Annotated in this window: 27 protein-coding genes and 2 pseudogenes; 20 read left to right on the top strand and 9 right to left on the bottom strand. The window is 65.8% G+C overall.

The annotated features are described in order from the left end of the window. Nucleotides 1-13: 13 nt before the first annotated feature. From AC37TH_RS15270 to AC37TH_RS15230, 9 genes and pseudogenes are all read left to right on the top strand, one after another. Nucleotides 14-469, top strand: a pseudogene (locus AC37TH_RS15270) (alkyl sulfatase dimerization domain-containing protein); the annotation flags it as partial. Between the two features lie 33 nt (nt 470-502). Continuing rightward, nucleotides 503-943, top strand: a complete 441-nt coding sequence (locus tag AC37TH_RS15265; RefSeq protein ID WP_490765225.1) for an alkyl sulfatase C-terminal domain-containing protein — start codon at nt 503-505, stop codon at nt 941-943. A gap of 253 nt (nt 944-1,196) precedes the next feature. Further along, complete coding sequence (locus tag AC37TH_RS15260; protein ID WP_490765207.1) at nt 1,197-2,201, top strand: NADP-dependent oxidoreductase; 1,005 nt, start codon at nt 1,197-1,199, stop codon at nt 2,199-2,201. Nucleotides 2,202-2,264: 63 nt separating this feature from the next. Beyond that, nucleotides 2,265-3,119 carry an alpha/beta fold hydrolase gene (locus AC37TH_RS15255; RefSeq protein WP_490765206.1) on the top strand — a complete coding sequence of 285 codons (855 nt, stop codon included), beginning with the start codon at nt 2,265-2,267 and terminating at the stop codon, nt 3,117-3,119. Between the two features lie 51 nt (nt 3,120-3,170). Further along, nucleotides 3,171-3,779 carry a TetR/AcrR family transcriptional regulator gene (locus tag AC37TH_RS15250; protein WP_490765205.1) on the top strand — a complete coding sequence of 203 codons (609 nt, stop codon included), beginning with the start codon at nt 3,171-3,173 and terminating at the stop codon, nt 3,777-3,779. A 300-nt stretch (nt 3,780-4,079) separates the two neighbouring features. Then, on the top strand, nt 4,080-5,132 hold the full coding sequence (gene trpS, locus AC37TH_RS15245) for a tryptophan--tRNA ligase (RefSeq protein ID WP_490765204.1): 1,053 nt from the start codon (nt 4,080-4,082) through the stop codon (nt 5,130-5,132). Nucleotides 5,133-5,168: 36 nt separating this feature from the next. Beyond that, a complete protein-coding gene (locus tag AC37TH_RS15240; RefSeq protein ID WP_490765203.1) occupies nt 5,169-5,756 on the top strand; it encodes a DUF1349 domain-containing protein in 588 nt (195 codons plus the stop codon). A gap of 300 nt (nt 5,757-6,056) precedes the next feature. Beyond that, entirely contained in the window at nt 6,057-6,728 is a 672-nt protein-coding gene (locus AC37TH_RS15235; RefSeq protein WP_490765202.1) for a GAP family protein, read from the top strand. Nucleotides 6,729-6,780: 52 nt separating this feature from the next. Beyond that, complete coding sequence (locus AC37TH_RS15230; RefSeq protein ID WP_490765201.1) at nt 6,781-8,169, top strand: DUF1254 domain-containing protein; 1,389 nt, start codon at nt 6,781-6,783, stop codon at nt 8,167-8,169. Here the strand turns inward: AC37TH_RS15230 and AC37TH_RS15225 are convergent. Together AC37TH_RS15225 and AC37TH_RS15220 are read right to left on the bottom strand one after the other, a co-directional pair. Further along, a complete protein-coding gene (locus AC37TH_RS15225; RefSeq protein WP_490765200.1) occupies nt 8,156-9,502 on the bottom strand; it encodes a DUF1254 domain-containing protein in 1,347 nt (448 codons plus the stop codon). The genes AC37TH_RS15230 and AC37TH_RS15225 overlap by 14 nt on opposite strands. An 849-nt stretch (nt 9,503-10,351) precedes the next feature. After that, nucleotides 10,352-11,242 carry an ImmA/IrrE family metallo-endopeptidase gene (locus AC37TH_RS15220; protein ID WP_490765199.1) on the bottom strand — a complete coding sequence of 297 codons (891 nt, stop codon included), beginning with the start codon at nt 11,240-11,242 and terminating at the stop codon, nt 10,352-10,354. A 736-nt stretch (nt 11,243-11,978) separates the two neighbouring features. On the opposite strand from AC37TH_RS15220, the gene AC37TH_RS15215 reads away from it, so the two are divergent. From AC37TH_RS15215 to AC37TH_RS15200, 4 genes are all read left to right on the top strand, one after another. Next, nucleotides 11,979-12,380, top strand: a complete 402-nt coding sequence (locus AC37TH_RS15215) for a hypothetical protein (protein WP_490765198.1) — start codon at nt 11,979-11,981, stop codon at nt 12,378-12,380. Nucleotides 12,381-12,676: 296 nt separating this feature from the next. Next, the gene (locus tag AC37TH_RS15210; protein ID WP_490765197.1) at nt 12,677-13,312 is read left to right on the top strand and encodes an aldo/keto reductase; all 636 of its coding nucleotides are present in this window, start codon (nt 12,677-12,679) and stop codon (nt 13,310-13,312) included. Beyond that, a complete protein-coding gene (locus AC37TH_RS15205) occupies nt 13,309-13,566 on the top strand; it encodes an aldo/keto reductase (RefSeq protein ID WP_490765196.1) in 258 nt (85 codons plus the stop codon). Before AC37TH_RS15210 ends, AC37TH_RS15205 begins: the two co-directional genes overlap by 4 nt. A 16-nt stretch (nt 13,567-13,582) precedes the next feature. Then, nucleotides 13,583-13,750, top strand: a complete 168-nt coding sequence (locus tag AC37TH_RS15200) for a hypothetical protein (protein WP_490765226.1) — start codon at nt 13,583-13,585, stop codon at nt 13,748-13,750. 27 nt (nt 13,751-13,777) lie between these two features. On the opposite strand, the pseudogene AC37TH_RS15195 reads toward AC37TH_RS15200, so the two are convergent. The 4 genes and pseudogenes from AC37TH_RS15195 to AC37TH_RS15180 all read right to left on the bottom strand — a co-directional run. After that, a pseudogene (locus AC37TH_RS15195) lies at nt 13,778-13,852 on the bottom strand (hypothetical protein); the annotation flags it as partial. Between the two features lie 197 nt (nt 13,853-14,049). Then, nucleotides 14,050-15,264: an MFS transporter gene (locus tag AC37TH_RS15190; RefSeq protein WP_490765195.1), complete on the bottom strand. Its 1,215-nt coding sequence runs from the start codon at nt 15,262-15,264 to the stop codon at nt 14,050-14,052. A gap of 70 nt (nt 15,265-15,334) precedes the next feature. Next, complete coding sequence (locus AC37TH_RS15185; RefSeq protein ID WP_490765194.1) at nt 15,335-15,745, bottom strand: (R)-mandelonitrile lyase; 411 nt, start codon at nt 15,743-15,745, stop codon at nt 15,335-15,337. Beyond that, nucleotides 15,742-16,614: a helix-turn-helix transcriptional regulator gene (locus AC37TH_RS15180; protein WP_490765193.1), complete on the bottom strand. Its 873-nt coding sequence runs from the start codon at nt 16,612-16,614 to the stop codon at nt 15,742-15,744. Before AC37TH_RS15180 ends, AC37TH_RS15185 begins: the two co-directional genes overlap by 4 nt. Before the next feature lie 101 nt (nt 16,615-16,715). Here AC37TH_RS15180 and AC37TH_RS15175 point away from each other — a divergent pair, with 101 nt between their 5' ends. Genes AC37TH_RS15175 through AC37TH_RS15165 form a run of 3 tightly spaced genes read left to right on the top strand, consistent with a single transcriptional unit; the run spans nt 16,716 to nt 18,318 of the window. Beyond that, nucleotides 16,716-17,090 carry a DUF2255 family protein gene (locus AC37TH_RS15175; RefSeq protein WP_490765192.1) on the top strand — a complete coding sequence of 125 codons (375 nt, stop codon included), beginning with the start codon at nt 16,716-16,718 and terminating at the stop codon, nt 17,088-17,090. A gap of 11 nt (nt 17,091-17,101) precedes the next feature. Then, nucleotides 17,102-17,461: a carboxymuconolactone decarboxylase family protein gene (locus AC37TH_RS15170; RefSeq protein WP_490765191.1), complete on the top strand. Its 360-nt coding sequence runs from the start codon at nt 17,102-17,104 to the stop codon at nt 17,459-17,461. Continuing rightward, a complete protein-coding gene (locus AC37TH_RS15165) occupies nt 17,461-18,318 on the top strand; it encodes an aldo/keto reductase (RefSeq protein WP_490765190.1) in 858 nt (285 codons plus the stop codon). The genes AC37TH_RS15170 and AC37TH_RS15165 overlap by 1 nt, the downstream gene beginning before the upstream one ends. Before the next feature lie 302 nt (nt 18,319-18,620). Here the strand turns inward: AC37TH_RS15165 and AC37TH_RS15160 are convergent, their stop codons facing one another. Beyond that, nucleotides 18,621-19,337, bottom strand: a complete 717-nt coding sequence (locus tag AC37TH_RS15160; RefSeq protein ID WP_490765224.1) for an SDR family NAD(P)-dependent oxidoreductase — start codon at nt 19,335-19,337, stop codon at nt 18,621-18,623. 145 nt (nt 19,338-19,482) lie between these two features. Between AC37TH_RS15160 and AC37TH_RS15155 the strand changes: the two genes are divergently transcribed. The 4 genes from AC37TH_RS15155 (at nt 19,483) to AC37TH_RS15140 (ending at nt 23,501) form a co-directional block, all read left to right on the top strand. Beyond that, the gene (locus AC37TH_RS15155; RefSeq protein WP_490765189.1) at nt 19,483-20,361 is read left to right on the top strand and encodes a helix-turn-helix transcriptional regulator; all 879 of its coding nucleotides are present in this window, start codon (nt 19,483-19,485) and stop codon (nt 20,359-20,361) included. A 44-nt stretch (nt 20,362-20,405) separates the two neighbouring features. Further along, nucleotides 20,406-21,629 (top strand): MFS transporter, encoded by a 1,224-nt coding sequence (locus AC37TH_RS15150; RefSeq protein ID WP_490765188.1) that lies wholly within the window; start codon nt 20,406-20,408, stop codon nt 21,627-21,629. Beyond that, on the top strand, nt 21,626-22,288 hold the full coding sequence (locus AC37TH_RS15145) for an SDR family NAD(P)-dependent oxidoreductase (protein ID WP_490765187.1): 663 nt from the start codon (nt 21,626-21,628) through the stop codon (nt 22,286-22,288). The genes AC37TH_RS15150 and AC37TH_RS15145 overlap by 4 nt, the downstream gene beginning before the upstream one ends. 190 nt (nt 22,289-22,478) lie before the next feature. After that, nucleotides 22,479-23,501, top strand: coding sequence for a zinc-dependent alcohol dehydrogenase family protein (locus tag AC37TH_RS15140; protein WP_490765186.1), 1,023 nt, complete (start codon nt 22,479-22,481; stop codon nt 23,499-23,501). Between the two features lie 51 nt (nt 23,502-23,552). On the opposite strand, the gene AC37TH_RS15135 is transcribed toward AC37TH_RS15140, so the two are convergent. Both AC37TH_RS15135 and AC37TH_RS15130 read right to left on the bottom strand, forming a co-directional pair. Continuing rightward, nucleotides 23,553-24,074 (bottom strand): hypothetical protein, encoded by a 522-nt coding sequence (locus AC37TH_RS15135; protein WP_490765185.1) that lies wholly within the window; start codon nt 24,072-24,074, stop codon nt 23,553-23,555. Between the two features lie 65 nt (nt 24,075-24,139). Then, complete coding sequence (locus AC37TH_RS15130) at nt 24,140-24,565, bottom strand: cyclophilin-like fold protein (RefSeq protein WP_490765184.1); 426 nt, start codon at nt 24,563-24,565, stop codon at nt 24,140-24,142. Nucleotides 24,566-24,637 lie beyond the last annotated feature (72 nt).

The following is a 24,637-nucleotide window of genomic DNA, read 5'->3' as shown; positions in this document are numbered from 1 at the left end:
ACCACTGGCCCCGATGGGGGGGGCGGAGGACATCGTCGCCTTCCTGGAGAATCAACGGGACCTCTACAAGTTTGTGCATGACCAGGTCCTTCATCTCGCGAACAAGGGTGAGACGATGCTGGAGGTCGCCGAGCAGCTCGAGCTCCCAGCCGGGCTTGGCGGGCAGTGGTACAACCGCGACTACTACGGATCGGTCAGCCACAACGCGAAGGCGGTCTACCAGCGTTACCTGGGTTGGTATGACTCCAACCCCGCCCACCTCCACGGTCTGCCCCCGGCCGACGCCGGAAAACGGTATGTCGAACTCGCCGGCGGTCCTGCGGCCGCCCTCGAGAAAGCACAATCCGCATTCGACGACGGCGACTACCGGTGGGCAGCCGAGCTACTTTCCCACCTGATCTTCGCTGCACCTGGCAATCGAGACGCAGCACTTCTGCAGGCCGACACCCTCGAGCAGCTCGGCTACCAGTGTGAGAACCCCACTTGGCGCAACGAATACCTCATGGGCGCGCAAGAACTGCGCGGCGGAGTCCGCGACCTCGGAGCGATCAAGCTAGCCACCCTCGATGTAATCGAGGCGATGCCGCCCGAGATGATCTTCGACTACATGGGGATCAAGCTCAACGGGCCCCAAGCCGCGGCCACCACGGCGCGCATCCAATGGGCGATTACCGACCCCGCAACGACGGCCCCGAGCACATATGCACTCGAACTGCGCAACGGATGCCTCATCTACACCCCGGGCAAGGATCTCGACCAGCCCGACGCCACCGTCTCGTCCACGAAAGCCGTGCTCGCCGGAGCGGTGTTCGGCAGCGCCCAGGAGGTCACCGAATCGATCAATCGCGGCGACCTCGCCGTGGACGGAGACTCTACCGCGGTCAGCGGGCTCTTCGCACTGCTGGAGGACTTCCAATTCTGGTTCCCCATCGTCCAGCCCTAACGATCATGCGGAAGCAGGACGACCATCCGTGAACCGCTCCTACGTTCGGAAGGTCACTTGTCGAGCGAGCAGGAACTAGCTTTGGTCACTCGACACCGAGATTCCTACTGAAGGATCCCTCAGCGTTCGATGGGCTCGCCGTCCGCGCGTCAGCATCGTTGTGCTCAGAGTGTGGTCTCGGAATATAAACGCGGGCTTGCTTCTTTTATTGAGTGCACTCAAAATAGAGTGAACTCGACAAAGAAGGAATTTCATGAAAGCCATCGTTCTCGCGTCCTACAAGACGCCGCTTGCCGTGGGCGAGCTCGCTGAGCCGGTTATGGGTCCGCGCGATGTCCTCGTTGACGTGGATGCGGCCGGTCTGAATCAGCTCGACGAGAAGTTCCGAGCGGGCGAGTTCACGCAGCTCCTACCGCTTAGGCTGCCAGCAGCGCTGGGGCACGATGTGGCCGGTATCGTCCTCGAGGTTGGATCGGAGGTTCGATCGTTCCAGCCGGGCGACGCCGTGTATGGGCGCGTGCGGGACGGGCGCATCGGGACCTTCGCCGATCGGATCGCCGTCGACGAAAACGATCTGGCCCCTGTCCCTGCCGCGCTCACGATGGTGGAAGCCGCATCCCTGCCCCTGGTGGCGCTGACCGCGTGGCAGACGCTGGTTGTGCGGGCGGACGTGCGCCCGGGACAGAAGGTTCTCATCCACGCCGGTGCCGGCGGAGTGGGTTCCGTTGCGATCCAGCTCGCCAAGCACCTGGGCGCCACGGTCGCCACCACCGCGAGTGCCGCGAACGCCGAGTTCGTGGCGTCGCTCGGCGCCGACGTCGTCATCGACTACCGGGCCGACGATTTCGAGCAGCAGCTCACCGGCTATGACGTTGTTCTCGACAGCGTCGGCGGCGAGAACCTGATGAAGTCGCTGCGCATCCTCGGCCCCGGGGGTCGGGCGATCGGTATCGCGGGACCTCCCGACCCGGCCTTCGCCCGTCAGCTCGGCCTGAACCCGGTGCTGCGCACGGGTATCGCGGCGATCAGCCGCAGTGTGCGCCACGCGGCGCGGAAGTTGGGCGTGGACTACTCCTTCCTCTGGATGTCCGCGAGCGGTGATCAGCTGCGCGAGGTCTCCGCCCTCGTGGAGTCGGGGGCGATCCGCCCAGTCGTCGGCCGGGTGGTCCCTTTCGAGGAGATCCCGGACGCGCTCGGGAACAGCGGAGTCCGCGGCAAGACCGTCGCCACCATCTCCCCCGTCTCAGCCCGTCCCTGACACTGACCGCCGACGGCCGATGGCCGCGCGCACCCACACCCGAACGACCAGAACGGAATCATCATGAACACACCGAAGCCGATCATCACCTCATACGCGGAGGCGCCGACCCGGCATGTGAGCGCGGGCGGAGTCACCTTCGCCTACCGCGAGCTGGGACCTGAGGGCGGCATCCCTGTCGTCTTCTTCGTCCACCTGGCGGGCACGCTCGATAACTGGGATCCGCGGATCGTCGACGTGATCGCCCGTGAGCGTCACGTCATCGCCTTCGACCAGCGCGGCGTGGGGGCGTCATCCGGCACCGTCCCGCGGACCATCGAGGACGCGGCGGACGACGCCTACACCTTCGTCCGTGCGCTCGGACTGGACCGGATCGATGTCTTCTCGTTCTCCATGGGAGCCATGATCGCGCAGGACCTCGTGCTAAAGCACCCGGGCCTCGTCCGCCGACTCGTCCTCAGCGGCACCGGACCACGTGGCGGCAAAGACATGGACAAAGTGGTTCGCACCACCTACCTGGACGTCATCCGGGCCGCCGTGGGCCGCACCGATCCCAAGGAGTTCCTCTTCTTCAACCGCAACGAGACGGGGAAACGCGCCGCGAGGTCGTTCCTCGCGCGCCTCCAGGAGCGGACTGTCGACCGCGACACGGACATTGCGCTCAGGGCGTTCAACACCCAGCTGTTCGCGATCCGGAGGTTCGGCCGCTCCGAGCCGTCCGACCTTTCCGCGATCACGCAACCAACCCTCATCGCCAACGGCGACAACGACCGGATGGTCCCATCAACACTGTCCGAGGACCTCCACCGTCGGATCGCGGGCTCGCAGCTGGTCATCTACCCCGACTCCGGGCACGGCGGCATCTTCCAGTACCACGAAGAGTTCGCCCCGCTGGCGGCCGCGTTCCTGCGAGAGTGAACGGCAGCAGCCGGGCAGGTTATGGTGATCACCTGTCGGAGAAAGGATGAAATGACCGCCACCCCCGCCGTTCCCGGCCGGCGAGAGCGCAACAAGCAGGAAAAGCTCAACCGCATCCTCGCCGCCGCCAGCGCCCTCTTCGCAGAGCGCGGCGTCGACGACGTCACGACACAGGAGGTAGCCACCGCCGCGGACATCGGCGCGGGCACGCTCTTCTTCTACGCGCGCACCAAGGGCGAGCTGTTGCTGATGGTGCAGAATGCGCTCTACGCCGACGCGCTCCAGGAAGGCCGGCGCGCGGCCGCGGCGCTGGACGAACCAGTGGACGCGCTCCTGGCCATCGTGGGCCCGATCATCCACTGCAACCGCACGCAGGTCGAGAACGGGCGCACCTACCTCCGCGAGATGTTCTTCGGCGACCCGACGGAGCCCCATCACGCGAAGGCGCTCGAGATCGCGGCCGAGACCGAGCAGGTCATAGCCGAGACGATCGGCCGCACAGCCGGCGTAGACCCCGACAAAGCCGCGATCCTCGCCCACATCGTCTCCGCGATCCTCTTCCTTGCGATGTCCACCAGTCCCGCCGACACCGACATCAGGATCATCGCCGAGGATATCCGCCGCCAGATCGCCGCGCTTCTGGTATCAAGACCCGCGTGACCCCTCACTCCAATCACCCGAGTCGGCGCGAACGGTGAGGGAACCGACGTGTCAATCCAGGAGTGTTGTTGATCCCCAAATGGCGGTGTCCTGAGTCCGCTCGGTGGCAGGAGAGCGCACACAAGCGGATCCTTCCCCCGACGGGCGTGGGACCGGTAGTGTTTTTGCATGCGTTCGATGCACCGTTCGTGGTGGTGGCTGCGTTAGCAGCCGATTGACGCATGTTCGCGGGCTGCACGGCAGCCCGCGACAGACGCGGAACTCGTCCCCGTGCGGCCCCTTAGTTGAAGGGGAGACGCTATGGACTCGTTTGCCGCCACTCGCTCACGCATGCCCCACCTGGATGCTCGCATCGCTGCTGACCCGGGCGCCTTTCGAGTTCTCACTGGAGAACGACCAACGGGGAAGCTGCATCTCGGGCACTACTTCGGCACTATTCAGGAACGAGTACGGCTCCAGACCCTTGGCGTCGAGACGTTCGTGATCCTCGCGGACTACCAGGTCATCACCGACCGCGACACCTCAGCCCGGGTTGCCGACAGCGTCCGCTCTGCGGTTCTGGACTACCTCGCGGCAGGGCTCGACCCGGCCAGGACGACGATCTTCACGCACTCAGCCGCGCCCGCGCTGAACCAGCTGATGCTGCCGTTCTTGAGCCTGGTGACCGAGGCAGAGCTGCACCGCAATCCGACCGTGAAAGCCGAGCTCGCCGCGTCCGGGCGGCCGCTGAGCGGGCTGCTGCTCACCTACCCCGTGCACCAGGCGGCTGACATCCTGTTCTGCAAAGGCAACCTCGTCCCGGTCGGCAAGGACAATCTCCCGCACGTGGAGTTGACGCGCACGATCGCCCGCCGATTCAACGACCGCTACGGCCAGCTCTTCCCGCAGCCGGAAGCCATGGTCACCGATGCGCCGGAGATTCTCGGCCTCGATGGCCGAAAGATGTCCAAGAGCTACGGCAACGCGATCGCACTGTCGATGACCCCAGACGAGACGGCCGACGCGATCCGACGCACCCGCACCGATGCCGAACGCACCATCACCTATGACCCAGAACAGCGGCCAGGCGTCTCCGGACTGCTATCCACCGCCGCGCTCTGCCTCGGCACGACACCCGCACAGCTCGCCGAGCAGATCGGCGACCGAGGAAGCGGAGCGCTCAAGAAGCTCACCACCGACGCAGTTAATGACTTCCTCGCCCGGCACCGACGCCGACGCACCGAACTGGAATCAACCGGCGACATAGCGAGCGAAGTCCTCCGGGCTGGCAATGAGCATGCCAACCGCATCGCAGCCACCACGCTCGCAGAGGTCCGCGATCACATGGGGATGAGCTACTCCAACGTCCGATAGCCGGTCGGCTATCGAGACGGCCGATACATTCGATGTATGACTGACATCGACTGGAAATCCGGCACGTGGACGACCGAGCCCGCCCATGTGGGGGTGGCCGACGACGGAATGCGCGTCACGGCCGTGGAGGAGAGCGACGCATGGCGCATCACCTCCTACGGTTTCGTACACGACACTGAGCACGCTCTACTCACGTCGTTCGACCAGGACACCGCGATGGAGGTGTCGTTTCTCCTCGACTTCTCCGCTCAGTTCGACCAGGCCGGCATCTTCGTCAAGGTCGACCACAGCACCTGGATCAAGGCTGGTGTGGAACGCAGCGACGGCGAGGACAGCCTCGGCGCGGTCGTCACCCGCGGCTTTTCCGACTGGTCACTTTCGCCTGTGCCCGGCTGGCATGGTCGGCTAGTCACGATCCGTGCCAGCCGGTCTGGTGACGCCCTTACCGTCCGCGCCCGAGTGGACGACGAACCGTGGCGCCTTGTACGGGTGGCGCCCCTCGACCCCGACGCCGCAGTGACCGCGGGCCCGCTGTGCTGCTCCCCGTCACGGGCCGACCTCACCGTCCTCTTCACCGCCTGGCGGATCGGGCCGGCGGACACGAGCCTGCACCTCGACGCCTGAGACGCGTCGGTCTACTGTAGCGGGAACCGACTCCGTGCGTACCTCGACCTCAAGCTCACTAACGCGCCTGCCCGATAGCCGGTCCCTCACCGTGCGTGCTTTCACTCGGCTGCTCGTTACGCGCGAGCTGACTGTGGAGTTGATCGGTAAATGGCGGCGTTCTGTGGTCGCGCTGTGGCAGTCTGATCGCACGCAATCAGATCCTGCGGTGGGCACGACTAGCGAACTTGTCGACGGTGAGGTCTTCCACCCCACCAACCGGGCGGCCAACGAGGCCGCCCCGATCAACGGAGACACGTAATGGGTTCTGTCATCGGAGAGATCCTTCCCCTCGCGGTCGGGGTCGCGATCAGCCCGATCCCGATCATCGCCGCCATCCTGATGCTGCTTTCGCCCCGTGCCCGCGGCACCGGCCTCGGGTTCCTGCTCGGTTGGGTGGCAGGCATCCTCGTCGCCGTGATCGTGTTCACCCTGCTGTCGTCGTTCCTCCCACAGGGCGAAGGCGACGACCCGAAGCCGATCGCCGGCGCGATCAAGATCGTGCTGGGTGTGCTGCTCCTGCTCATGGCAATTCGGCAGTGGCGATCGCGGCCCACTGCCGGCACCGAGCCGGCGATGCCGAAGTGGATGAGCGCGATCGACACCATGACCACGGTTCGGGCTCTTCTCCTCGGCTTCGCCCTGTCGGCGGTGAATCCGAAGAACCTGCTGATGGGTGTCGCGGCCGGAGTCGCGATCGGATCAGCCTCGCTCACAATCGGCGGCGACATTATCGCAATCGTGGTTTTCACGATCGTCGCCGCCTGCACCGTCGCGGTGCCCGTGATCGCCTACCTCGCCGCCTCTGCCCGCATGGCCGGGCCCCTCGAGGCGCTGCGCTCGTGGCTCGTGCACAACAACGCAACCGTCATGGCGGTGCTCCTGCTCGTGATCGGCGTCGTGCTGATCGGCAAGGGCATCGGCAGCTTCTGAGTTCGTCAAACAATCCATCCACAACTCACCGCACCGCCGAAGGAGACACACCATGACCGACCTGCCCGGAGCCCTCAGCTCGATTGCGATGGACGGCGATCTGCCCGCCCGCAGCGCCCTGCCCACGATTTTTGACGAGCTCGATTACCAGCTCGGCTGCCAGGTGTACCTCTGGGCGCTGCCGCTGGTCTCGTACGCACAGTGGAAGACGCAGCACTATGACGTGTTCGGCGCCACGTCCTCCGACCTGGTGCGCTACCTGAGCTATCGGGACCGGCTCGGGCTGATCACGGCCAACGCGACGACGCCGTACATCTTGAACTTCTTCGACCTCGCCGAGACCGGGCCGCTCGTTGTGGATATGCCGGGCGGGCCCACTGCGGGCGGGGTCTCGGACTTCTGGCAGCGCGAGGTGGGTGCCCTCGGCGAGATGGGGCCCGACAAGGGCGAGGGCGGCAAGTACCTCATTCTTGCGCCGGGTCAGGACGCACCGGAGGGCCTGGGTGACGACTACCGCATCCTGGTCTCCAGTGGCGTGAACATTATGTTTGGGTTCCGCACTCTCGACCCCGACCCGGCCCGTTCTGACGCCCTCGTGCACGCCGTACGCATCTACCCCTACGCCGCGCGCGAGAACCCGGCGCCCACCCGCATCGTGTCGCCCGACGGCCGGCCGTGGACGGGCGACCAGCCGCGCGGACTCGACTACTGGGTGCGCCTACACGAGATCTACCAGTCCGAGGTGGTCGACGACCGTGACCGGTTCTACCTCGCCATGCTGAAACAGCTCGGCATCGAGAAAGGCAAGCCGTTCGCTCCGGATGCGCGCCTCACCCGCATCCTGGAGCAGGCGTCGGCGGCCGGCGAGCTGATGGCGCAGGCGAACACCTTCGCCAAACGCTTCGCCCAGGGTAGCTACTGGCCCGACCGAGCCTGGGAGCAAGCGATCGCCCTCGACAACTCGGCGCAACGCGGCGACGGCTACGACGAACTGCTGGAGCGGGCCTCGTGGTTCTACGAGGCGGTGAGCTTCTCGGCGGCGATGAAGAGCACCACGCCCGGGGTCGGGCAGGCGTATCTCGGGTCGTACACCGATGGGGCCGGGGAGTGGCTCGACGGCGGCGCCGACTACACCCTGCACGTTCCGGCCGAGGTTCCCGCGAAGCTGTTCTGGTCGGCGACCGTCTACGACGTCGCCACCCGCTGCCTCATCGACAACCCGCAGCAGCGCGGCGACCACGGTTCCCGCGACCCGGAGCTCGTCACGAACCCTGACGGCTCGGTCGACCTCTACTTCGGCCCGGAGCAACCGGCGGAGGGGGCGTCGAACTGGGTGCAGACCATCCCCGACAAGCACTGGTTCTCGTACTTCCGGTTCTACGGGCCGCTCGAGCCCTACCTTGACCGCAGCTGGAAGCTCGGCGACATCACGCGGCGGTGATCGGCGGGAAGTTGTAGCTCAGGTTGAGCACGGCCTCGCGCGGGCGGTAGAGACGCAGAACAAGGCGGAAGGCGCCCTCAGGGGCAGGAAGCCAGTTCGCCCGCGCGCGATCATCGGCGGGCGGCGTGTGACTGACGGTGACGGTGAGACCGCCGCCCCATTCGCGTTCGATTCCGGTGGTGCGGTCACCGATCGAGTACCGGCCGATCGAGTTCGGGACTAGGAAGTAGTCGGGCACGCTGTACATGGTGATCGACCAGAACGCATCGACCGGCGGATCCTCGTCGAACGCGATCGTGTAGTCGCGGGAGCCGTCAAGCGGTGCCCCGTCGATGTCGGTGAAGGCTTGGCAGTAGACGGCTTCGTAGCCGTGGTTGCCCCAGAGCCCGAGCCGGTCCGCGACGGCGCGTTCGATGTAGCGCACCGCGGGGTCGTCGATGCGCCAGGCAGGCTCGTCGAGGGTGCCGAGCTCGAGCGCGGTCACGTTGTAGTCGAACATGTGCACGCCAACGGTCCAGCCGTTCTCGACCGGTGAGCGGCCGTGCCGGCTGACGAACTCGATCATCGCAGTGCCCTGCTGGACGCCTTCCGCGAGGGTCGCGCGCAGTGCGTCGTTCGCCTGCGGATACGGAGAGTTGGCCGCGGTGACACCCAACTCGACAAAGCGCTGTTGGAGCGTCTGGTCGGACGCCGACGGCGGGTAGGCGAGCGACCAGGCGCGGGCCTTCTCCCAGAATCGGAGCGGCTCGTCGGTCTTGGCGGGCTCGATAATCCCCACCGTCTGGTCAGTGGGGTGCATTGTGCCGGGTTGCGGTGTCAGCGAAAGCTGGTCCTGCAGAGCGGTGACGGCAAGAAGATCGTCGGGGCCGGCGCAGGCGAACCGGCCAAAGAGGGTCAAGACGCTTGTCGAGGCCTGGATGGGCGTGGCGCCGGCGGGAAGGTCGCCGGTGAATCCCGGGGGGACGATCACGAACTTGCCGCCGTCGTCACCGGTGGCCCGCGAGCCGATGTAGGCGATGTTGTTCGTCCACGCATCGATGAGCTGCAGCACGAAGTACCGGTCGCCCGTCGCGGGCACGGACAGCAGCATCGGACCCGTGGACAGATCGACCTGGGCCATCGAGTAGAGGGTGTCGTTGTTGATGGTGACGAAGGTGTCCTCGTCGGTGGCGAGGGCTCGAGCATGTCCGAAGGTGTTGAACGGAGTGGCCGGCACCTGCCCCATCCCCGATTCCGCGAAACGGTTCACCTGCTCGAGATTGAAGACGAGGGGGAAATAGTAGACGTACGCCTCGCCGGCCAGGCCGAGTTCGGGTCGCTGCGTGTCAGCCATGTCGTTCACTTTGACGTATCTCGCGACACCGACGCAATAGCACGTTATGAAGACACATCGTTTCCCGCGCCTAATTTCGATCCCTTTGCAAGTTCACCCACCGTTGCCTCATCAGTGGCTCGGTGTGCGTCTCGAAATACAACAGCTTTTCGAGACGGCGGAATGTTGGTGCTGTCAGGAGCTCCGGTCCGTGTGATCTGAGGGCGGCGATGTCTCGGGAGTATGTCTCAGCAGAAACTGTCTCAGGGTGCTGGCCATGAGGGGTTTGTGAGTCACAATGGCCTCTGTGCCGACTGCGGGTGCGGGGGAGTGTGAGGGGCACCGGCCCCCTCACGCCGGCCCGGGGCCGGCATTTCCGCTCAGCTGGTGGTCGTGGTAGCTGTCACGTCGTCGTGGTCGCCTTCCCAGAAGTGATCAGGCGCGGCGCGGATCATGCTGGCGGCGACCTTCTCGGTGTCGATGCCTCGTGAGGCACGCACCGGTATCGCAGTGTGACGGTGAGGGAGTGTGTCGGCGCGGCGTGGTCGATGCCGTCGCTCGGCTCGTCGGCGGCGTATTGGTACGTCCAGGCGAATCCGACTGCGCCCTCGGGCCCTTCGCCGTTGCGCTCGAATGCGGCGCGGTGCTCGTCGTCGCCTGGGTGCGGCGCACGGGTGCAGTGCCAACCGATTCCGCCTACGTCGTACGTAGCGATTCCGCACTCCTGGCGGCGCTGAGGTCGGCGTCGGGCGCAGCCGGTTCGAGATGCTGCATGTCGAGAGCGGCTGGCCGCTCGTAGGTGATGATCATGAGATCTTCCTTCAGAGTGGCCGGGAACGGGGGAGGGCCGCTCGAGCGCCCTCCCCGAGCTCAGGCGGCGCCTTCGGTGGCGTCGTCCTCGTCGGTCGGGTCGAGGATCCCGGCGATGCGGTGGGCGGCTCGGAGAACGCGCGTCGCTGTGGCTTTGATCACGTCGGTATCTGCGTCCGACCATCCGGCGATGTAGCCGACGCTGTAGGCGCTGGTGTCGAAGCCGAGCAGGCCGGCGACGACGTAAGCGACGCTTTCGGCCTCGGTCTCCATCAGCCCGCGGTGTTCGACGTACTCGGCCAGGTCCTCGGTGTGCCCCAGGATCACGTGTGCAGTCTCGTGAATCAGAGTTTTGGCCATGTGCTCGGGGCTGAGGTCTGCGTCGACGACGACCCGCAATTCCTCGGCGTCGGTGTAACCGTTCTTGGAGCCCTGGATCGGACGCAGTTGGACGCTCCAACCTTCATTGACGAGATAGGTGGAGAGGGCATCGACGATGCCGAAGTCGTCGGCCCCGGTGAGCTGTGCGGTGATCGTTCCGGCGTGCTGGGCGCCGTCCACCAGGTCGGTCTGTCCAATATCGAACACGGAGAGGATGGGGAAGCGGGCGACCCGCTTCTCGACCTCGTCGCCGTTCTCGTCCTCCTCAGTGATCTTCTTGGTGCTGTAGCCGAAGATCCGGATGGCCTTCTCGCCCTTGCGAACCTGGCGGCCGAGCGACTTCCAGGCGCGGAATCCGGCCACCTGGGACGCCTCGGGCATCTGGGAGAGGATCAACAGCAGGTTATTCAGGGAGTAGGCGTGGAACGCTTTCGCGAAGCCCAAGAACGCTCGCCACTGGCCGGAGTCGCGCAGCTGCTGCACCTGGTCGCTGATCGAGTTGTGCAGCGCTTCGGCCTGAGCCTTCTTCTGTTCGATGGTCTTGCCGGGTCGGCGGGTGGTGGTGGTCATGGTTCTCTCCGTTACGTGGACAACTGTTCTTTGTGCCTTCCGGCGAGAGAAATCGATAGAGAGCGGGAATGCCGAAGCTTTGGGTCGTGGAATACCGGAAGGGAGCGCAGCGAGTGAGGATATGCCGCGAAAGCCCGGGGCGCAGGCGTGGAGCGAACTACGATGACCGGCCGGAAATGTCACAAAAGACGTCCGAAAGGGCCGCGCCGCGAAGCGGCTCCGCCGGGTCAGGTCAGGGTGGCGGCTGCGGCGCCGCGCCATTTCTTCGCCCGTTGGGCGCTGCTTCATTGTGAGTTCGGTCGGATATCGGGGTGACATCACCCTGAGGGGGAGGGCCGGCCTCCGTGCCCGGCCTCCGTGCCCGGCCTGGGTGCTCGTCGTTGATTACTTGCTAAGGCCGTTGGCGTGCTCATCAGCCAGGGATGCGCTGTTCGTCCCGGCGTTGACCAAACGCCCGGTGGAGAGGCGCACCGCCAGCCGTTGATGCCCGTCGTGCTGACTGACGGCTAAGCCCGGAGACGAGTGTGACCAGCGGCCCTATGCAATCGCGTTGTGTAATCATGCGCACACCAGCCGATCTCGTAGGAGATAAGCCGGTCGGGGGCGTTGAAGATCGGCTGGAACCACCGTCGGGCGCTGGCAGCAAGAGACGAATGGAGCCGCCTGCGGCGGCACTGTAGCTATCGCGTTTGTGTGTCTTTCCGGCCGTTGATCGTAGCTCGTTCCCGGTGCTTTCGTGCCGGGCTTTCGCGGCATATCCTCACTCGCTGCGCTCTCTCCGGTATTCCACGGTCCCGGCACTCTGCCCCTCCCGCTCGCCATCGATCCCTTTGCCGGAAAGGCAAACAAAACGATCGACAGGGGCGTGATGAAGATGCGGGTATTCGTTATCGACGTCAGAAACATGGGTTCGGAATTGCAACGCGGCTTGATCGGGGTGGTCGGCTCACTCAGCCCCACCGCGGAGGAGGAGAAGGAGTGCGTGAACACGGTCAGCCGGTACGCGGTGGAAGGGTGGGCGATCGCTGCCGACCCTCGCACGCCGATCGGCCGTCTGGCCGCGCTCGCGGCTGAGGCGGCGTGCGTGCCATTTCTGGCCTTCGACCGGGTGGCCCAGCGAGGAGGCGTCGTGACCTAAATGCACGGGACAGCGAGGTCGCTGGGTTCGTTTGTCTTTCGCATTGTTTTCCTTTCTGCCGTCCCAATTTGTTACGGGTGTTCTCAGCCACGAGAACCGTCAGTTCCAGGCGGTCGGGGAGTTCTGGTGAAAGGTGTTCTAGCAGGGAACCCCACCGGACGGGTTTCGCTCGTACGGTGGAGGCTATGAGCATTCAGAAGCGGTCCCTCGGTACTATCGCGCTCGACGTTTCGGCGGTCGGGCTGGGTTGTATGACCATGACCGGTGGCTATAGTGGACGACCCGATCGGACGCAGATGATCGAGGTGATCCGCGGTGCGGTGGAGCGCGGAGTCACCTTCTTCGACACCGCGGAGATCTACGGCCCGCACGCCAACGAGGAACTCGTTGGGGAAGCCCTCGAGCCGGTGCGTGACTCGGTCGTCATCGCCACCAAGTACGCGCAGGACATCGACCCGATCGAGCGGAGGCCGCGCGGTCGAATGCTGTTACCCGACGACCTCGCGGCTGCGGTTGAGGGCTCCCTCGCGCGACTGCGCACTGAAACCATCGACCTCTACTACCAACACCGCGTCAACCCGGACGCGCCGATCGAGGACTTCGCCGGTGCCATCCAGGAACTGATCGACGCCGGGAAGATCCGCGCTTGGGGGCTCTCCGAGGCATCCGCGGCGACGGTCGGGCGGGCTAACGCCGTCACCCCGGTCACCGCCGTGCAGAGTGAGTATTCGCTGTGGTGGCGGCGTCCCGAGGAGGGTGTGCTCGCCGTCTGCGAAGCTAACGGGATCGGGTTCGTCCCGTTCAGCCCGCTCGGGAAGGGGTTCCTCACCGGCACGATCGACACATCGACAGCATTCGACAAGGCTAACGACCTGCGTGCCGAGATCCCCGGTTCGCCCCTGACGCCCTGGAGCACAATCTCGCCCTGGTGAAGACCGTGAAGGAGGTGGCCGCCGCGAACGGTGCGACGCCCGGGCAGGTGGCCCTGGCGTGGCTGCTCGCCCAGAAGCCCTGGATTGTACCGATCCCGGGCACGACGAAGTTGCACCGCATGGAGGAGAACATCGCCGCCGCCGACCTTGCGCTCTCGCCGGAGGACGTTGCACGCCTCACCGAAGCGTCGGACAACGCCGACATCCAGGGCGGCCGCTACCCGGGATTCCTGGAGGCGCAGACCAACCTGTGAGCAGGGGAGGGGAGTCTTGAGCGTGCAGAACAGTGACGACGTCCGCGAATTCCTCACCTCGCAGCGGGCGAGTGTGCGGCCGAAACAGGTCGACCTGCCGGCCGGACCGAACCGTCGCGTGTCGGGGCAGCGCCACACCGAGGCGGCCGGCGTTGCGAATATAGCCCAATCGCTCGATGGCTGATTGCACGCGTTCGCAGGTGCCGGGTGCCACGCGAGATGGATAGTTCAAGTAGTTCGACCCCGCTCCAAGGGATACGCCGGCCTCGTCGGCGACCGCCTGCATTGTGGCCAGTCTTCTAGAGTTCACCCAGTTCATTTCTGTTTCGGCGTGTCTTATCTACGAGAATGGCTGGCCGGAGGTGGCGTCCCGGCACCTGCGGACGACAGAGGGGGCCGGCCATACCGGTTCCGGTGTCGTCGACGGAGTAGTGGCCCGGGTGGGCGGCTTCCGCCGAGGCACCAAAACAGCGGCTTCGCATCTCAGGTTCGCCGCTTAGGAGTGCGCGCAGCGAGCAGGGTGATGATGCAGACTACGAGGGCTAGAGCGGCATAACCGGCGGTGATGGCCGGCAGGGAGGCGATGCGACTGAGCTGGCCCGCGATCAGCGCTGGGACAGCCGAACCGGTGTAGCTGATCGCATAAACCACCGCGAGGAGCCCAGCTCGCTCGGCTGGCTTGGCCTCGGGCAGGAGGGTGTTCATGCTGCCAGCGGTCGCCAGTCCCATTCCGACGCCACCGATCACACCGGCGAGGAGGAACACAGCTAGTAGCCCGGCACCGCTCGCGACCGCGAGCCCGACGCCGGACAGGGCTACTACCGTCATACCGACGCGCTGGGCGGTCGCGGCGCTAAACCGGCCGGCGGTAAAGCCACCGAGGAAGCTGGGGGCCATGTATGAGGCAAAGACGGTGGCCGCGATAAGCGGACTATGAGAACCGAGGTCCTCCGCGGCGATCGACGGCCCGAAGGAGTTGAAGTATCCGCCGAACGCCCACGTCGCTACGAAGATCAGGGCGGCAACAGGCAGGAAGGGGCGGGACGCAGTGGGCACCGTAAGCCGCGGGATAAGGGATGCGAGTGCCCCGGGTGTTCGGCTCACCGTCTCAGGGCGCGTAGCGAGTGCGATGGCGCAGCCCAGGAGAAGTGTCGCGAAGACAAGGTAGGTGAGCTCGCGGGGCGCTGGCCCGAACTCGACGAGGGCGCCCGAGACGAACACGCCGAGCGCGAGTCCGACGGTGGAAGCGGCGGTCGCCACGGTTGCGACCAGCCACCGGGGCCGTCCGCCCGCGGTGTCGACGGCGTATGAGCCGATCGCGCTCGACGCGAGGCCGGCTGCGAGGCCCTGCAGGGCCCGACCGATCAGCAGCACGGTGAAGCTGTGGACGAACAGAAGTGTTACGCATCCCGCCGTTGCGACCAGGAGAGCGGCAATCGATACGGGACGGCGACCGTGGTGGTTGGAGAGCCGCCCGAGCACGAGTAGAGCGAACACGGCGCAGGCGAAGTAGGCAACGGCGACCAGGGAGAACTCGTCGGGTGTGAGCCCGTCGACCTGGCCGTAGCTGTCGTAGAGGGGAATGGGCGTGGCGCCAGCGGCGAAGACGGCCACGAAAGAGATCGTCGCCGCGATGAAGCCACGAGAGGTCGCCCGGGTCGCGGTAGGAACCGCGGTGGAGGAAGGTGAGGTGGTCATAGCGTCCGGGGAAGGGGACGAGCCCCAGAACGGAGTGTTCCTGGGCTCGACGTCGAGGATAGGCAGAGGATCAGGCCTGAGCGGTGCCGTTGTAGTCGTCGTCGGTGATGTGCTCGAGCCAGGTGGTGGTGTCGGCGGGGTTGTCGGCGTTCTCGAGCATCGCGATGTGTTCCATGAAGCAGCCGGGTGCTGCGGCGTGCCAGTGCTCCTGGCCGGGCGGGGTGTACAGCGTCTCGCCGGGGTGGACCTCGATGATCCGCCCATCGCGGGTGCCGAACCGGCCGACGCCCTGCGTGACACGCAGGTATTGGCCGCGGACGTGGGAGTGCCAGGCGGTGCGGGCACCGGGCGCGAACCGCACGGTGGAGACGATCATCCGCTGGTCGTCCTCGTGGGGGAGGGCGATGGGGTCGAGCCAGACGTCGCCGGCGAATTGCTCGGGCGGGTTCTTGGTGGTGGGGGTACGGGGTTCGATGTTCATGCGTCTTCCTTCTGCGATACGGGAGTATGTTCGGTGGCCGCCCAGGACGCCAGGAGGCGCAGCCCGTCTTCCGATGGCGTGCCAGGGTCGGCGCTGTAGGCGGTGAGGGTGAGGCCGGGGGCGTTGGGGATGGCGAGCGCGTCGAAGGCGAGGCGGAGGTCGCCGACCGCGGGATGGTGAAAGTCCTTGTGCCCTTCGCGGTGCAAGCGCACGTCGTGGCGCGCCCAGCGCGCGCGAAATTCGTCGGATCGGGTCGAGAGCTCGCCGACCAGGTCTGTGAGGTCCCTGTTGAACGGGTCGCGTCCCGCTTCGGTGCGGAGGATCGCGACGGCGGTGTCGGCGGCGTTGTCCCAATCCGGGTAGAGGTTGTGCGAGCGCGGGTCGAGGAAGGCGAAGCGAGCGAGGTTCACCTGATGGGAGCCGCTCGCGAAGGCGTCAGAGTAGAGCGCGCGACCCAGTTCGTTGATGGTGAGGATGTCCAGCCGGCCGTTGCGGACGAACGCGGGCACCCCGACCATCGAGTCGAGCAGCCGTTGGATGCTCGGGGAGACGGTGTGCGCCGGTTTGCGGCGTGGCCGGGACGTTGGCGCCGCGGCGCGGGCGAGGTCGTACAGATGCTCAGTCTCGGCTTCGCTGAGCTGCAGTGCGCGCCCCAGCGAGTCCAGCACGCTGTCGGAGACACCGCCGAGTGCGCCGCGTTCGAGTTTCGTGTAGTACTCGACGGAGACGCCTGCGAGCAGAGCGACTTCCTCACGACGGAGTCCAGGCACGCGGCGGGTGCCGCCGAAGTTCGGCAGGCCGGCCTGTTCGGGGGTGAGCTTCGCCCGCCGCGTGGCGAGGAACTCGCGGATCTCGCTTCGGTTATCCATGCCGACCACGCTACGTCTCCGCCGGGATCGCCGGGAGTCTCTGTCAGTACCCGTATCGACAGGGACTCCCACCCGCGCACAGGGAGGCGTTCACTGGATGCATGACCGATTGGACACCCGACGAACTGCAGGCCATCGCCGCCACCGACGACTTCCACATCTCCCCGTTCCGCGCCGACGGCGCGACCCTGGGCACCCCGACTTGGATCTGGTCAGTCGTGGTCGACGGGAGCGTGTACGTTCGCGCATACAACGGCACCGCCTCCCGCTGGTACGGCTCAGCCGCAGCTCAGCGTGCCGGGCGGATCACCGCGGGCGGCGTTGAGAAGGACGTCGTCTTCACACCCGGCCACGACGCAGACCTGGACGCACGCGTCGACGCAGCCTACGAGGCGAAGTACGTCGGAAGCCCCTACCTTCCTCCCATGCTCACCGACAAGGTCCGCGCGGCGACCGTCCGCGCCGACCCACGCTGAAAGGAAAACTCATGACTGACGAGACCACCGGTTGGACCGGCGGACAGCGCGCTTTCGGAGACTTCGCAACCGGGCTCGTGCACTACACGGACAAGCTGCTGTTCGACGAGGTCTGGGAGCGGCCGCAGCTGTCGAAGCGCGACCGCAGCCTTCTGACTGTGGCCGCATTGCTGACGGCGGGCAATACGGAACAACTGAACTTCCACCTCGCGTTCGCGAAGCAAAACGGTGCGACCCAGGAGGAGCTGGTCGAGGCGATCACGCACCTCGCGTTCTACGCTGGCTGGCCCAAGGCCATGTCGGCGATGACCGTGGCGAAGAACATTTTCGCCACCGACGACAACAGCATCACAAACGAACAGGAGCACTGATGACCATCTTGAACGAGACATACATCCTCTCCAACGGCGTCCTCATCCCGAAGCTGGGGTTTGGGACCTGGTTCATCGACGACGACCGGGCAGCGCAGGCGGTCCGCTCGGCGATCGAGGCCGGCTACCGCAACATCGATACCGCTCAGGCGTACGGCAACGAACGTGGCGTCGGCGAGGGCGTCCGCGCCAGCGGCGTCGCCCGCGACCAGTTGTTTGTCTCGACCAAGCTGGCAGCCGAGATCAAGGACTACGACGGCGCCGTCGCGGCGATCGACCGTTCCCTGCAGACACTGGGCCTGGACTACATCGACCTGATGCTCATCCACAGCCCGCAGCCGTGGAACGACTTCCGTGGCGGCGACTACTCCGAGGGCAACCGCGCAGCCTGGCGGGCACTCGAGGAGGCTTATCAGGCTGGGAAGCTGCGCTCGATCGGCGTCTCCAACTTTCTCAACGAGGACGTCGACAACATCCTGACGGCAGCGACGGTCGCCCCGCACGCCAACCAGTTGCTCGTTCACGTCGGCAACACCCCGGACGAGTTGCTCGCTTACTCCGCGGAACACGACATCCTCGTCCAAGCGTACTCACCGTTCGGGCACGGCGCGATCCTGCACAACGAGGAATTGACGGCGATGGCCGACCGCTACGCCGTCTCGGTTTCCCGGCTGGCTCTGCGCTACACCATCCAGCTCGGGACTGTGCCGCTGCCCAAGACCGAGGACCCGGCGCACATGCGCGACAACGCCGAACTGGATTTCGTCATCTCGGACGAAGACATGGCGAGCCTGCGCGGGCTGCGCATCCGGGACTACGGCGACGACTCCGTCTTCCCCGTGTACAGCGGAAAATAGACAGCCTTCACAGCCCGCAGAAGCACGGGCGGGCACCTAATTGAAAGGGATGCCCGCTATGAGCAGTCCATCGCGAACGGGCAGAATAGTCCGGCCCGTGGTGGCTCTGGCGGTGGCCTGCGCGATGCTCACGGCATGCACCCGGTGCAGCCAACGGCGACGAGCCCGGCGGTACCGACCAGGCCAGCATAGGCGGCTCTCTCGGGCCTCGGCACCGGCACGATCTTGATCAGCCGAGGGCGTAGTCCTAGTTGGAGTATCAGGTTGTCTGGCGGGTGAGGCCGCGTTGGACAATGGCGCGGTCAGTTCTCCGGGAAGGTGAGGCCGGTGAGTTTCGTTAGGCGGTCGATCAGGGTCGTCTGGAACTCGGCATCAACCGTTGCAGGGTGTGGTTGACGCACCTGACGGTGATGCCAGTACCCGCCGCTCATGGGAACGAAGTCCTGTTCGCCAGCGGTGGCCAGCCATTCCTGCGTGCGGTGACCCTCCTCGAGACTGTCCGGCGCTCTGCGCCCACCCATCCGAGTAGGGACCCATCCGGGGTCGACCGCGTGGGATAACGTCGACCGGCTTCTTGAGGCGAGTGCCATCGCGAGAGTGGTGACAAGCAGCTTGCTGGTCGAGTAATCGCCGCCGTCGAGCGTGCGGTCGAGGTCGGTAGATCCCGAGAAATGCATGGAACTGCTGAGCACGATGGAGCGTCGCGGCGGGGTCAACGATGCCATGAGGATGTACGGCGCGATCACGTTGACCGTTGTGACCTGAGGGCCTTCGATCACTCCGGCATTGTGGATGACAGCATCGAAGCGGCCGAACTCATTCGCCACACGGGCGAACTCATGCGTCTCCTCACTGTCGGACAAGTCGCCGAAGACGACGCCGTGCATCCGCCCAAAGAGGGCCGAGTCGATGATCCGGTCCCGACGGCGCGCGTGAAGGACGACCTGGTGACCGGCGTGCGCGAGTGCGTCGGCGGTAGCGAGTCCGAGCCCTGTCGAGGCCCCGGTAACCAGGATCATCACTTCGCGTCGCTCCCGTCAGCGCCGTGGGCTTCTTCAGTCATGTCACTAAGCAAAGCGGAATCCACGCCGCTGAGGGAGACCCCGAAGAGAGGTGTACCGATAGGGCATCCCTGATTCGCGCGGTTCGACATAGCCTCGAGGCATGGACAACCGTATGGAGGTTCGCGACTTCCTCATTTCGCGACGGGCGAAGCTCACCCCTGAGTCGGCGGGCCTGCCCGCTGGCTCAGGTCGTCGCGTAGCCGGGCTGCGCCGGTCGGAGGTGGCGATGCTCGCTGGCGTCAGCGTCGAGTACTACTCGAAACTCGAGCGCGGCGCAGTCGGGGGCGCATCGGCGTCTGTCCTCGACGCGATCGCACGGGCCCTGCAGCTCGACGACACCGAGCGCGCGCACCTGTTAGATCTGGCCCGAGCGTCCGACGGCATCCCGACGTCCGGGCGTGCCCGTCGCCGCGTTCAAAAGAACCCGGCGACCCGCCCCAGCCTGCATTGGGCTCTGGCAGCTATCACCGACGGTGTCGCGTTCGTGCGCAACCCGCACCAAGACATCCTTGCGACGAACGACCTCGGCCGCGCGTTTTACGCGCCGCTGATCGGAAACGGCGGCCGAACCCCGAACCTCGCCCGATTCCAGTTCCTCGACCCCGCCTCTGAAGACTTCTATCCCGACTGGGACCTCTTCGCCGAGATGTGCGTGTCGATCATGCGCGCCGAAGCCGGCCGCGACCCGCACGACAAGGCCCTCCAAGACCTCGTCGGAGAACTCTCCACCCAGAGCGACGTCTTCCGCCGGCTCTGGGGGGCGCACGACGTGCGAACCCACGGCGCCGGCACCAAGCGCTTCGTTCACCCGGTCGTGGGCGAGGTGACGCTCGCCTACGAGGAACTGGCCATCACGGCCGAGCCCGGCCACATCCTCATGGTCTACACCGCGGAGCCGGGTTCCCCGTCGGCCGAACGACTCCGACTCCTTGCCTCTTGGACGGCGGCGCAGGTGCCCAGCGAAATCTCCCTCCCATGACGGAGACTAAGCGGGGGCGGCCGGACGCCCGGACGAGCACAGTGATGACTGACCCCGATCAGGGGACCCCTTCAAGGGGAGCGCTGCCACTCGTTGTCTATGTGCTCGCGGTCGGCACGTTCCTGATGCTCACTACGGAGTTCGTGGTCGCCGGGATCCTCCCGGAGATCGCCGGCGATTTGGGCATCTCGCTGACCCAGGCGGGGATGCTGATCACAGTGTTCGCGCTCGGGATGATCGTCGGATCACCGGTGATGACGATGCTGACCCTGCGGTTGTCGAAACGTCTGACCCTCGTGCTGGCGCTCGCGGTATTCGTCGTCGGGCATGTCGTTGTTGCGCTCGGGTCGGATTTCACGGTGCTACTGGTGGCGCGGTTCGTGACGGCTCTCGCGACCGGCGCATTCTGGGCGGTCTCCGCCGTGGTCGCCACCCGTGCTGCGGGACCATCGTCTGGCGCACGGGCGCTGGGGATCATCGGCGGTGGAGGCGCGCTGGCCACGGTGCTCGGCGTGCCGATCGGCGCTCTCGTGGCGCAGGCCGTCGGCTGGAGAGGGACGTTCTGGGTCCTGGCCGCGGCCGCGGTGCTGGCGATGCTCTTCGTCGCCTTCCTCGTTCCCCATGACACACCGGAGCCCGGGTCGACCTCGATCCGGTCAGAGCTGGCCGGCCTGCGATCGGGACGATTGTGGCTGGCGTTGCTCGCGTGCGCGACGACGACCGGTGGTGTGCTCGCCGCGTACTCCTACATCTCGCCGATCCTCACCGACCAGGCCGGAGTCCCGGCCGCGTACGTTCCGTGGGTGCTCACCGGTTTCGGAGTCGGATCGTTCATCGGCACACTGCTCGGCGGCCGCTGGGGCGACGCCCACCCGGGCCTCGTCACGATCGTCACGCCCGCGGTGACGATCGTTCTCCTGTTCGGAATCAGCGTGTTCTCCGGGATGCCGTGGCTGACCGTCGCGCTGGTGGTGCTGCTTGGCCTCTTCGGCCTCAGCGCCAACAGTGTGCTCATCCACCTCGCGGTCGGGTTCGCAGGCCGGGCAGCGACCCTCGGATCCGCGCTCAGCGTCTCCGCGTTCAACGCAGGCACCGCCGTGGGCACCGCGATCGCCGGCGCCACCCTACTCACCCCGATCGGCATCAGAGGCCCAGCAACAGTCGGCACGATCATCGTCGCCCTGACCCTGTTCCCCACCATCGCTCTTGCCGTCATCCGCCGGCGCGCAGTGCCACCGACCACCGCATACCGAAGGACAACCTCATGACCACAATTGCCATCATCGGAGCAGGACCCGGCCTGGGACTGGCCGTCGCACGCCGATTCGGGCATGAGGGCTACGCCGTCGCGTTGATCGCCCGGCATCAAGGTCGTGTCGACAAACTCGCCGCCACGCTCGCCGCGGAAGGCATCACCGCGCAGGGATTCACGGCGAACGTCCGCGACGCCGACGCCCTACGCGGCGCACTCGAATCGGCGGCGGAGCGCCTCGGCACCATCGAGGTTCTGCAATACAGCCCACTCCCGGCGAAAGAATTCATGCGCCCGGTCTTGGAGACCACCGCCGCTGACCTCGTCGGACCGGTGGAATTCTCCATCTACGGACCGGTCACCGCCACCCACCAGGTCATCCCGGGAATGCGTTCGCTCGGCACAGGGACGATCGTGTTCATTAACGGAGCGAGCGCAGTACGGCCCGGAGCGACGGTCACGGGAACCTCCGTCGCCTTCGCGGGTGAGAGCGCATATGCCCAGCTGCTGCATGACGCGCTCGCACCCGAAGGAATCCACGTCGGTCAACTGATCCTACCGTTGGGCATCGGAGGCGGCGACCCCACGCACGAACCCGCTACGATCGCCGACACCATCTGGCAGATCCACACCCACCGGCGGGACTTCCGCACCTACGCTGCCCCACTCAACTGATCGAGGATCGAAAAGCAGAAGCAGGGGAGCTGCCACCGAGTGAGGTGTACCAACAGGGCACCCCACTCTTCGGAGCCAGGTCGTAGCGTCAAGAAGGCGAGCTGCGGGCGGGCGGGGAAAGCCTTGGTCGTCACCCAGAGTTGATTCTGCCTAAACCCCGACCGCGTTCATCACGAAGGAGAACACAGCAATGCGTGGAGTGATCATGTACGGACCCGGCGATATCCGCGTCGAGGACCGCGACGACCCCGTGATCGAGGAGCCGACGGACGTGATCCTCAAGGTCACGGCTTCTTGCGTCTGCGGGTCGGACCTATGGCCATACAGGGGAATCGAGGCAATCGAGAAGCCGACACCGATGGGACACGAATACGTTGGTGTGGTCGAGCAGATCGGCGACGACGTGAAGACCGTTCAGGTGGGCGATTTCGTCGTCGGCTCCTTCTTCGCATCCGACAACACCTGCGAGATCTGTCAAGCCGGATACCAATCCCACTGCATTCACCGTCAGGCGGCGGCGGCGACCGGCGCACAGTCGGAGTTCGTCCGGATCACGCTGGCTGATGGCACTCTGGTGAAGACGCCGACTGCGCCGACGGCCGCACAGATCCCCAGCCTCCTCGCGGCATCCGACGTACTCGGTACCGGCTGGTTCGCGGCGATCGCTGCAGAAGCGGGACCGGGAAAGACTGTCGCGGTTGTCGGCGACGGCGCTGTCGGCCTGTTGGGCATCCTGGCCGCCAAACAGCTGGGCGCCGAGCGGATCATCGCTATGAGTCGCCACGCCGACCGGCAGGCGCTCGCGCGACGTTTCGGCGCAACCGACATCGTCGAGGAGCGCGGTGACGATGGCGTCGCGAAGATCAAGGAGCTCACAAACGGGCTCGGCGCCCACTCCGTCATCGAAGCGGTCGGAACGCAAGAGTCGATGATGCAAGCCATCAAAGCCACCCGCGCCGGCGGTCACGTCGGTTACGTCGGCGTCACTCACGACGTTGAACTCGCCGGCCTCGAACTGTTTTTCTCGGGCGTGCACCTCCACGGCGGGCCCGCCCCAGTTCGCCGCTTTCTTCCCCAATTGATCCAACTGATCATGGACGGCGAAATCGACCCCGGCGTCGTCTTCGACCTCACCCTCCCGCTGGAACAAGCCGCTGAGGGCTACCGGGCGATGGACGAGCGTCGCGCGACGAAAGTGCTGCTCACGCCCTAACCGGGAAGCGGCACGTCGAGGCGTGGCTGCCACGGTCCAGCACGGCCCGATTCAGAGCACGGCTGCTCGTTCCGTGTCGCGCCGGAAGAACGCGCGCAGCACCACCCTCCTGAGCGCGTACCAGGTGAGATTGAAGACGGTGATCATCCGGGTGGTGGACGCTGCGATGGCGGTGCCGACATCGAGAACCAACAGTGCCCAGCTCAGCCAAAGACCTTCGTTGACCACAGCGATGACCAGGTAGATCGCCGAGCCGCCCACGTGGTGAGCGCGCACCAGCTCGGTGCTCTGCCCAGCGTTCGAAACCACGGCTGGAATGATGGCAATGGCCCCGAACGCGGCAGAACCGAAGACCTGATCGATGGTGATCATCGCACCGGCAAAGTTGAGTCCGGGCATGAGGATCGGCAGATAGCGTCGTCCGAGCCGTCTAGACATCTGTTGGAGGATGGGGATGGTGGCAAGCAGTGAGAGTGCGCTGGTGATGATCTGAGGGAGCTGACTGATGTGGATGCCGTGTGCCGTCCACCCGACGTTCACGGCGAGCATGGCCCGCCAGGCGATCAACGACAAGCCGTCTCGCCTCGTTCGTGCAAGCCGAACAAGCGTCAGATCTCGACGGCGTGATGGAGCGCGACCTAATTGGATGCGGTGACGTGGAACGCGCAGTCACGCACACACCCGGCGAGGGCTTTCATGCCGACCGAGATGTGACCGATCAGAACCAGTCCGTCGGAGGGGACGCCTGCGCCGTCGGAAAGAAAGACGACCATGCTTTGCTTCGGCGCCCAGTACGCAACATCGCCTGACCGATAGGTTCTGACCGCCGCGCCGCCGCTCATGTCGAGGCTGGACGGTAGTTGTGCGACTTGTGCAGTGCCCATCTGGTTGTCGAAACGCAGGTCCGCGGGCAGTAGTCCATCGAGTTGCGTCGCCGCTACGGAGTCGTTCGTCCGGATCTCGACAGGCGCAGCCGCGCTGGTGGTGGCGAAGTGCGAATAGGTCGGCGCAGTAGCCAGGAGCAGCAGCGCGGTGGCGAGTGAGGCGAGAACACGAAATGGCATAAAAGCAGGCAATCATCTGGCTCGCGCGCGTGGGAGTCCCTACCCTGACGTGCCCCGCTAGGGCACCCCAGA

This window comes from Leifsonia sp. McL0627 (genome assembly GCF_058244615.1).
This window is presented reverse-complemented; position numbering and strand designations above follow the sequence as displayed.

Bases quoted from the DNA above. Each gene is read 5' to 3' on its own strand.
- AC37TH_RS15170 (WP_490765191.1), top strand. From the start codon at position 17,102: ATGACTGACGAGACCACCGGTTGGACCGGCGGACAGCGCGCTTTCGGA.
- AC37TH_RS15225 (WP_490765200.1), bottom strand. From the start codon at position 9,502: ATGGCTGACACGCAGCGACCCGAACTCGGCCTGGCCGGCGAGGCGTAC.
- AC37TH_RS15155 (WP_490765189.1), top strand. From the start codon at position 19,483: ATGGACAACCGTATGGAGGTTCGCGACTTCCTCATTTCGCGACGGGCG.
- AC37TH_RS15230 (WP_490765201.1), top strand. From the start codon at position 6,781: ATGACCGACCTGCCCGGAGCCCTCAGCTCGATTGCGATGGACGGCGAT.
- AC37TH_RS15175 (WP_490765192.1), top strand. From the start codon at position 16,716: ATGACCGATTGGACACCCGACGAACTGCAGGCCATCGCCGCCACCGAC.
- AC37TH_RS15160 (WP_490765224.1), bottom strand. From the start codon at position 19,337: ATGATCCTGGTTACCGGGGCCTCGACAGGGCTCGGACTCGCTACCGCC.
- AC37TH_RS15185 (WP_490765194.1), bottom strand. From the start codon at position 15,745: ATGAACATCGAACCCCGTACCCCCACCACCAAGAACCCGCCCGAGCAA.
- AC37TH_RS15265 (WP_490765225.1), top strand. From the start codon at position 503: ATGGGCGCGCAAGAACTGCGCGGCGGAGTCCGCGACCTCGGAGCGATC.
- AC37TH_RS15210 (WP_490765197.1), top strand. From the start codon at position 12,677: ATGATCGAGGTGATCCGCGGTGCGGTGGAGCGCGGAGTCACCTTCTTC.
- trpS (WP_490765204.1), top strand. From the start codon at position 4,080: ATGGACTCGTTTGCCGCCACTCGCTCACGCATGCCCCACCTGGATGCT.
- AC37TH_RS15130 (WP_490765184.1), bottom strand. From the start codon at position 24,565: ATGCCATTTCGTGTTCTCGCCTCACTCGCCACCGCGCTGCTGCTCCTG.
- AC37TH_RS15250 (WP_490765205.1), top strand. From the start codon at position 3,171: ATGACCGCCACCCCCGCCGTTCCCGGCCGGCGAGAGCGCAACAAGCAG.
- AC37TH_RS15145 (WP_490765187.1), top strand. From the start codon at position 21,626: ATGACCACAATTGCCATCATCGGAGCAGGACCCGGCCTGGGACTGGCC.
- AC37TH_RS15150 (WP_490765188.1), top strand. From the start codon at position 20,406: ATGACTGACCCCGATCAGGGGACCCCTTCAAGGGGAGCGCTGCCACTC.
- AC37TH_RS15235 (WP_490765202.1), top strand. From the start codon at position 6,057: ATGGGTTCTGTCATCGGAGAGATCCTTCCCCTCGCGGTCGGGGTCGCG.
- AC37TH_RS15240 (WP_490765203.1), top strand. From the start codon at position 5,169: ATGACTGACATCGACTGGAAATCCGGCACGTGGACGACCGAGCCCGCC.
- AC37TH_RS15260 (WP_490765207.1), top strand. From the start codon at position 1,197: ATGAAAGCCATCGTTCTCGCGTCCTACAAGACGCCGCTTGCCGTGGGC.
- AC37TH_RS15140 (WP_490765186.1), top strand. From the start codon at position 22,479: ATGCGTGGAGTGATCATGTACGGACCCGGCGATATCCGCGTCGAGGAC.
- AC37TH_RS15220 (WP_490765199.1), bottom strand. From the start codon at position 11,242: ATGACCACCACCACCCGCCGACCCGGCAAGACCATCGAACAGAAGAAG.
- AC37TH_RS15165 (WP_490765190.1), top strand. From the start codon at position 17,461: ATGACCATCTTGAACGAGACATACATCCTCTCCAACGGCGTCCTCATC.
- AC37TH_RS15255 (WP_490765206.1), top strand. From the start codon at position 2,265: ATGAACACACCGAAGCCGATCATCACCTCATACGCGGAGGCGCCGACC.
- AC37TH_RS15180 (WP_490765193.1), bottom strand. From the start codon at position 16,614: ATGGATAACCGAAGCGAGATCCGCGAGTTCCTCGCCACGCGGCGGGCG.
- AC37TH_RS15190 (WP_490765195.1), bottom strand. From the start codon at position 15,264: ATGACCACCTCACCTTCCTCCACCGCGGTTCCTACCGCGACCCGGGCG.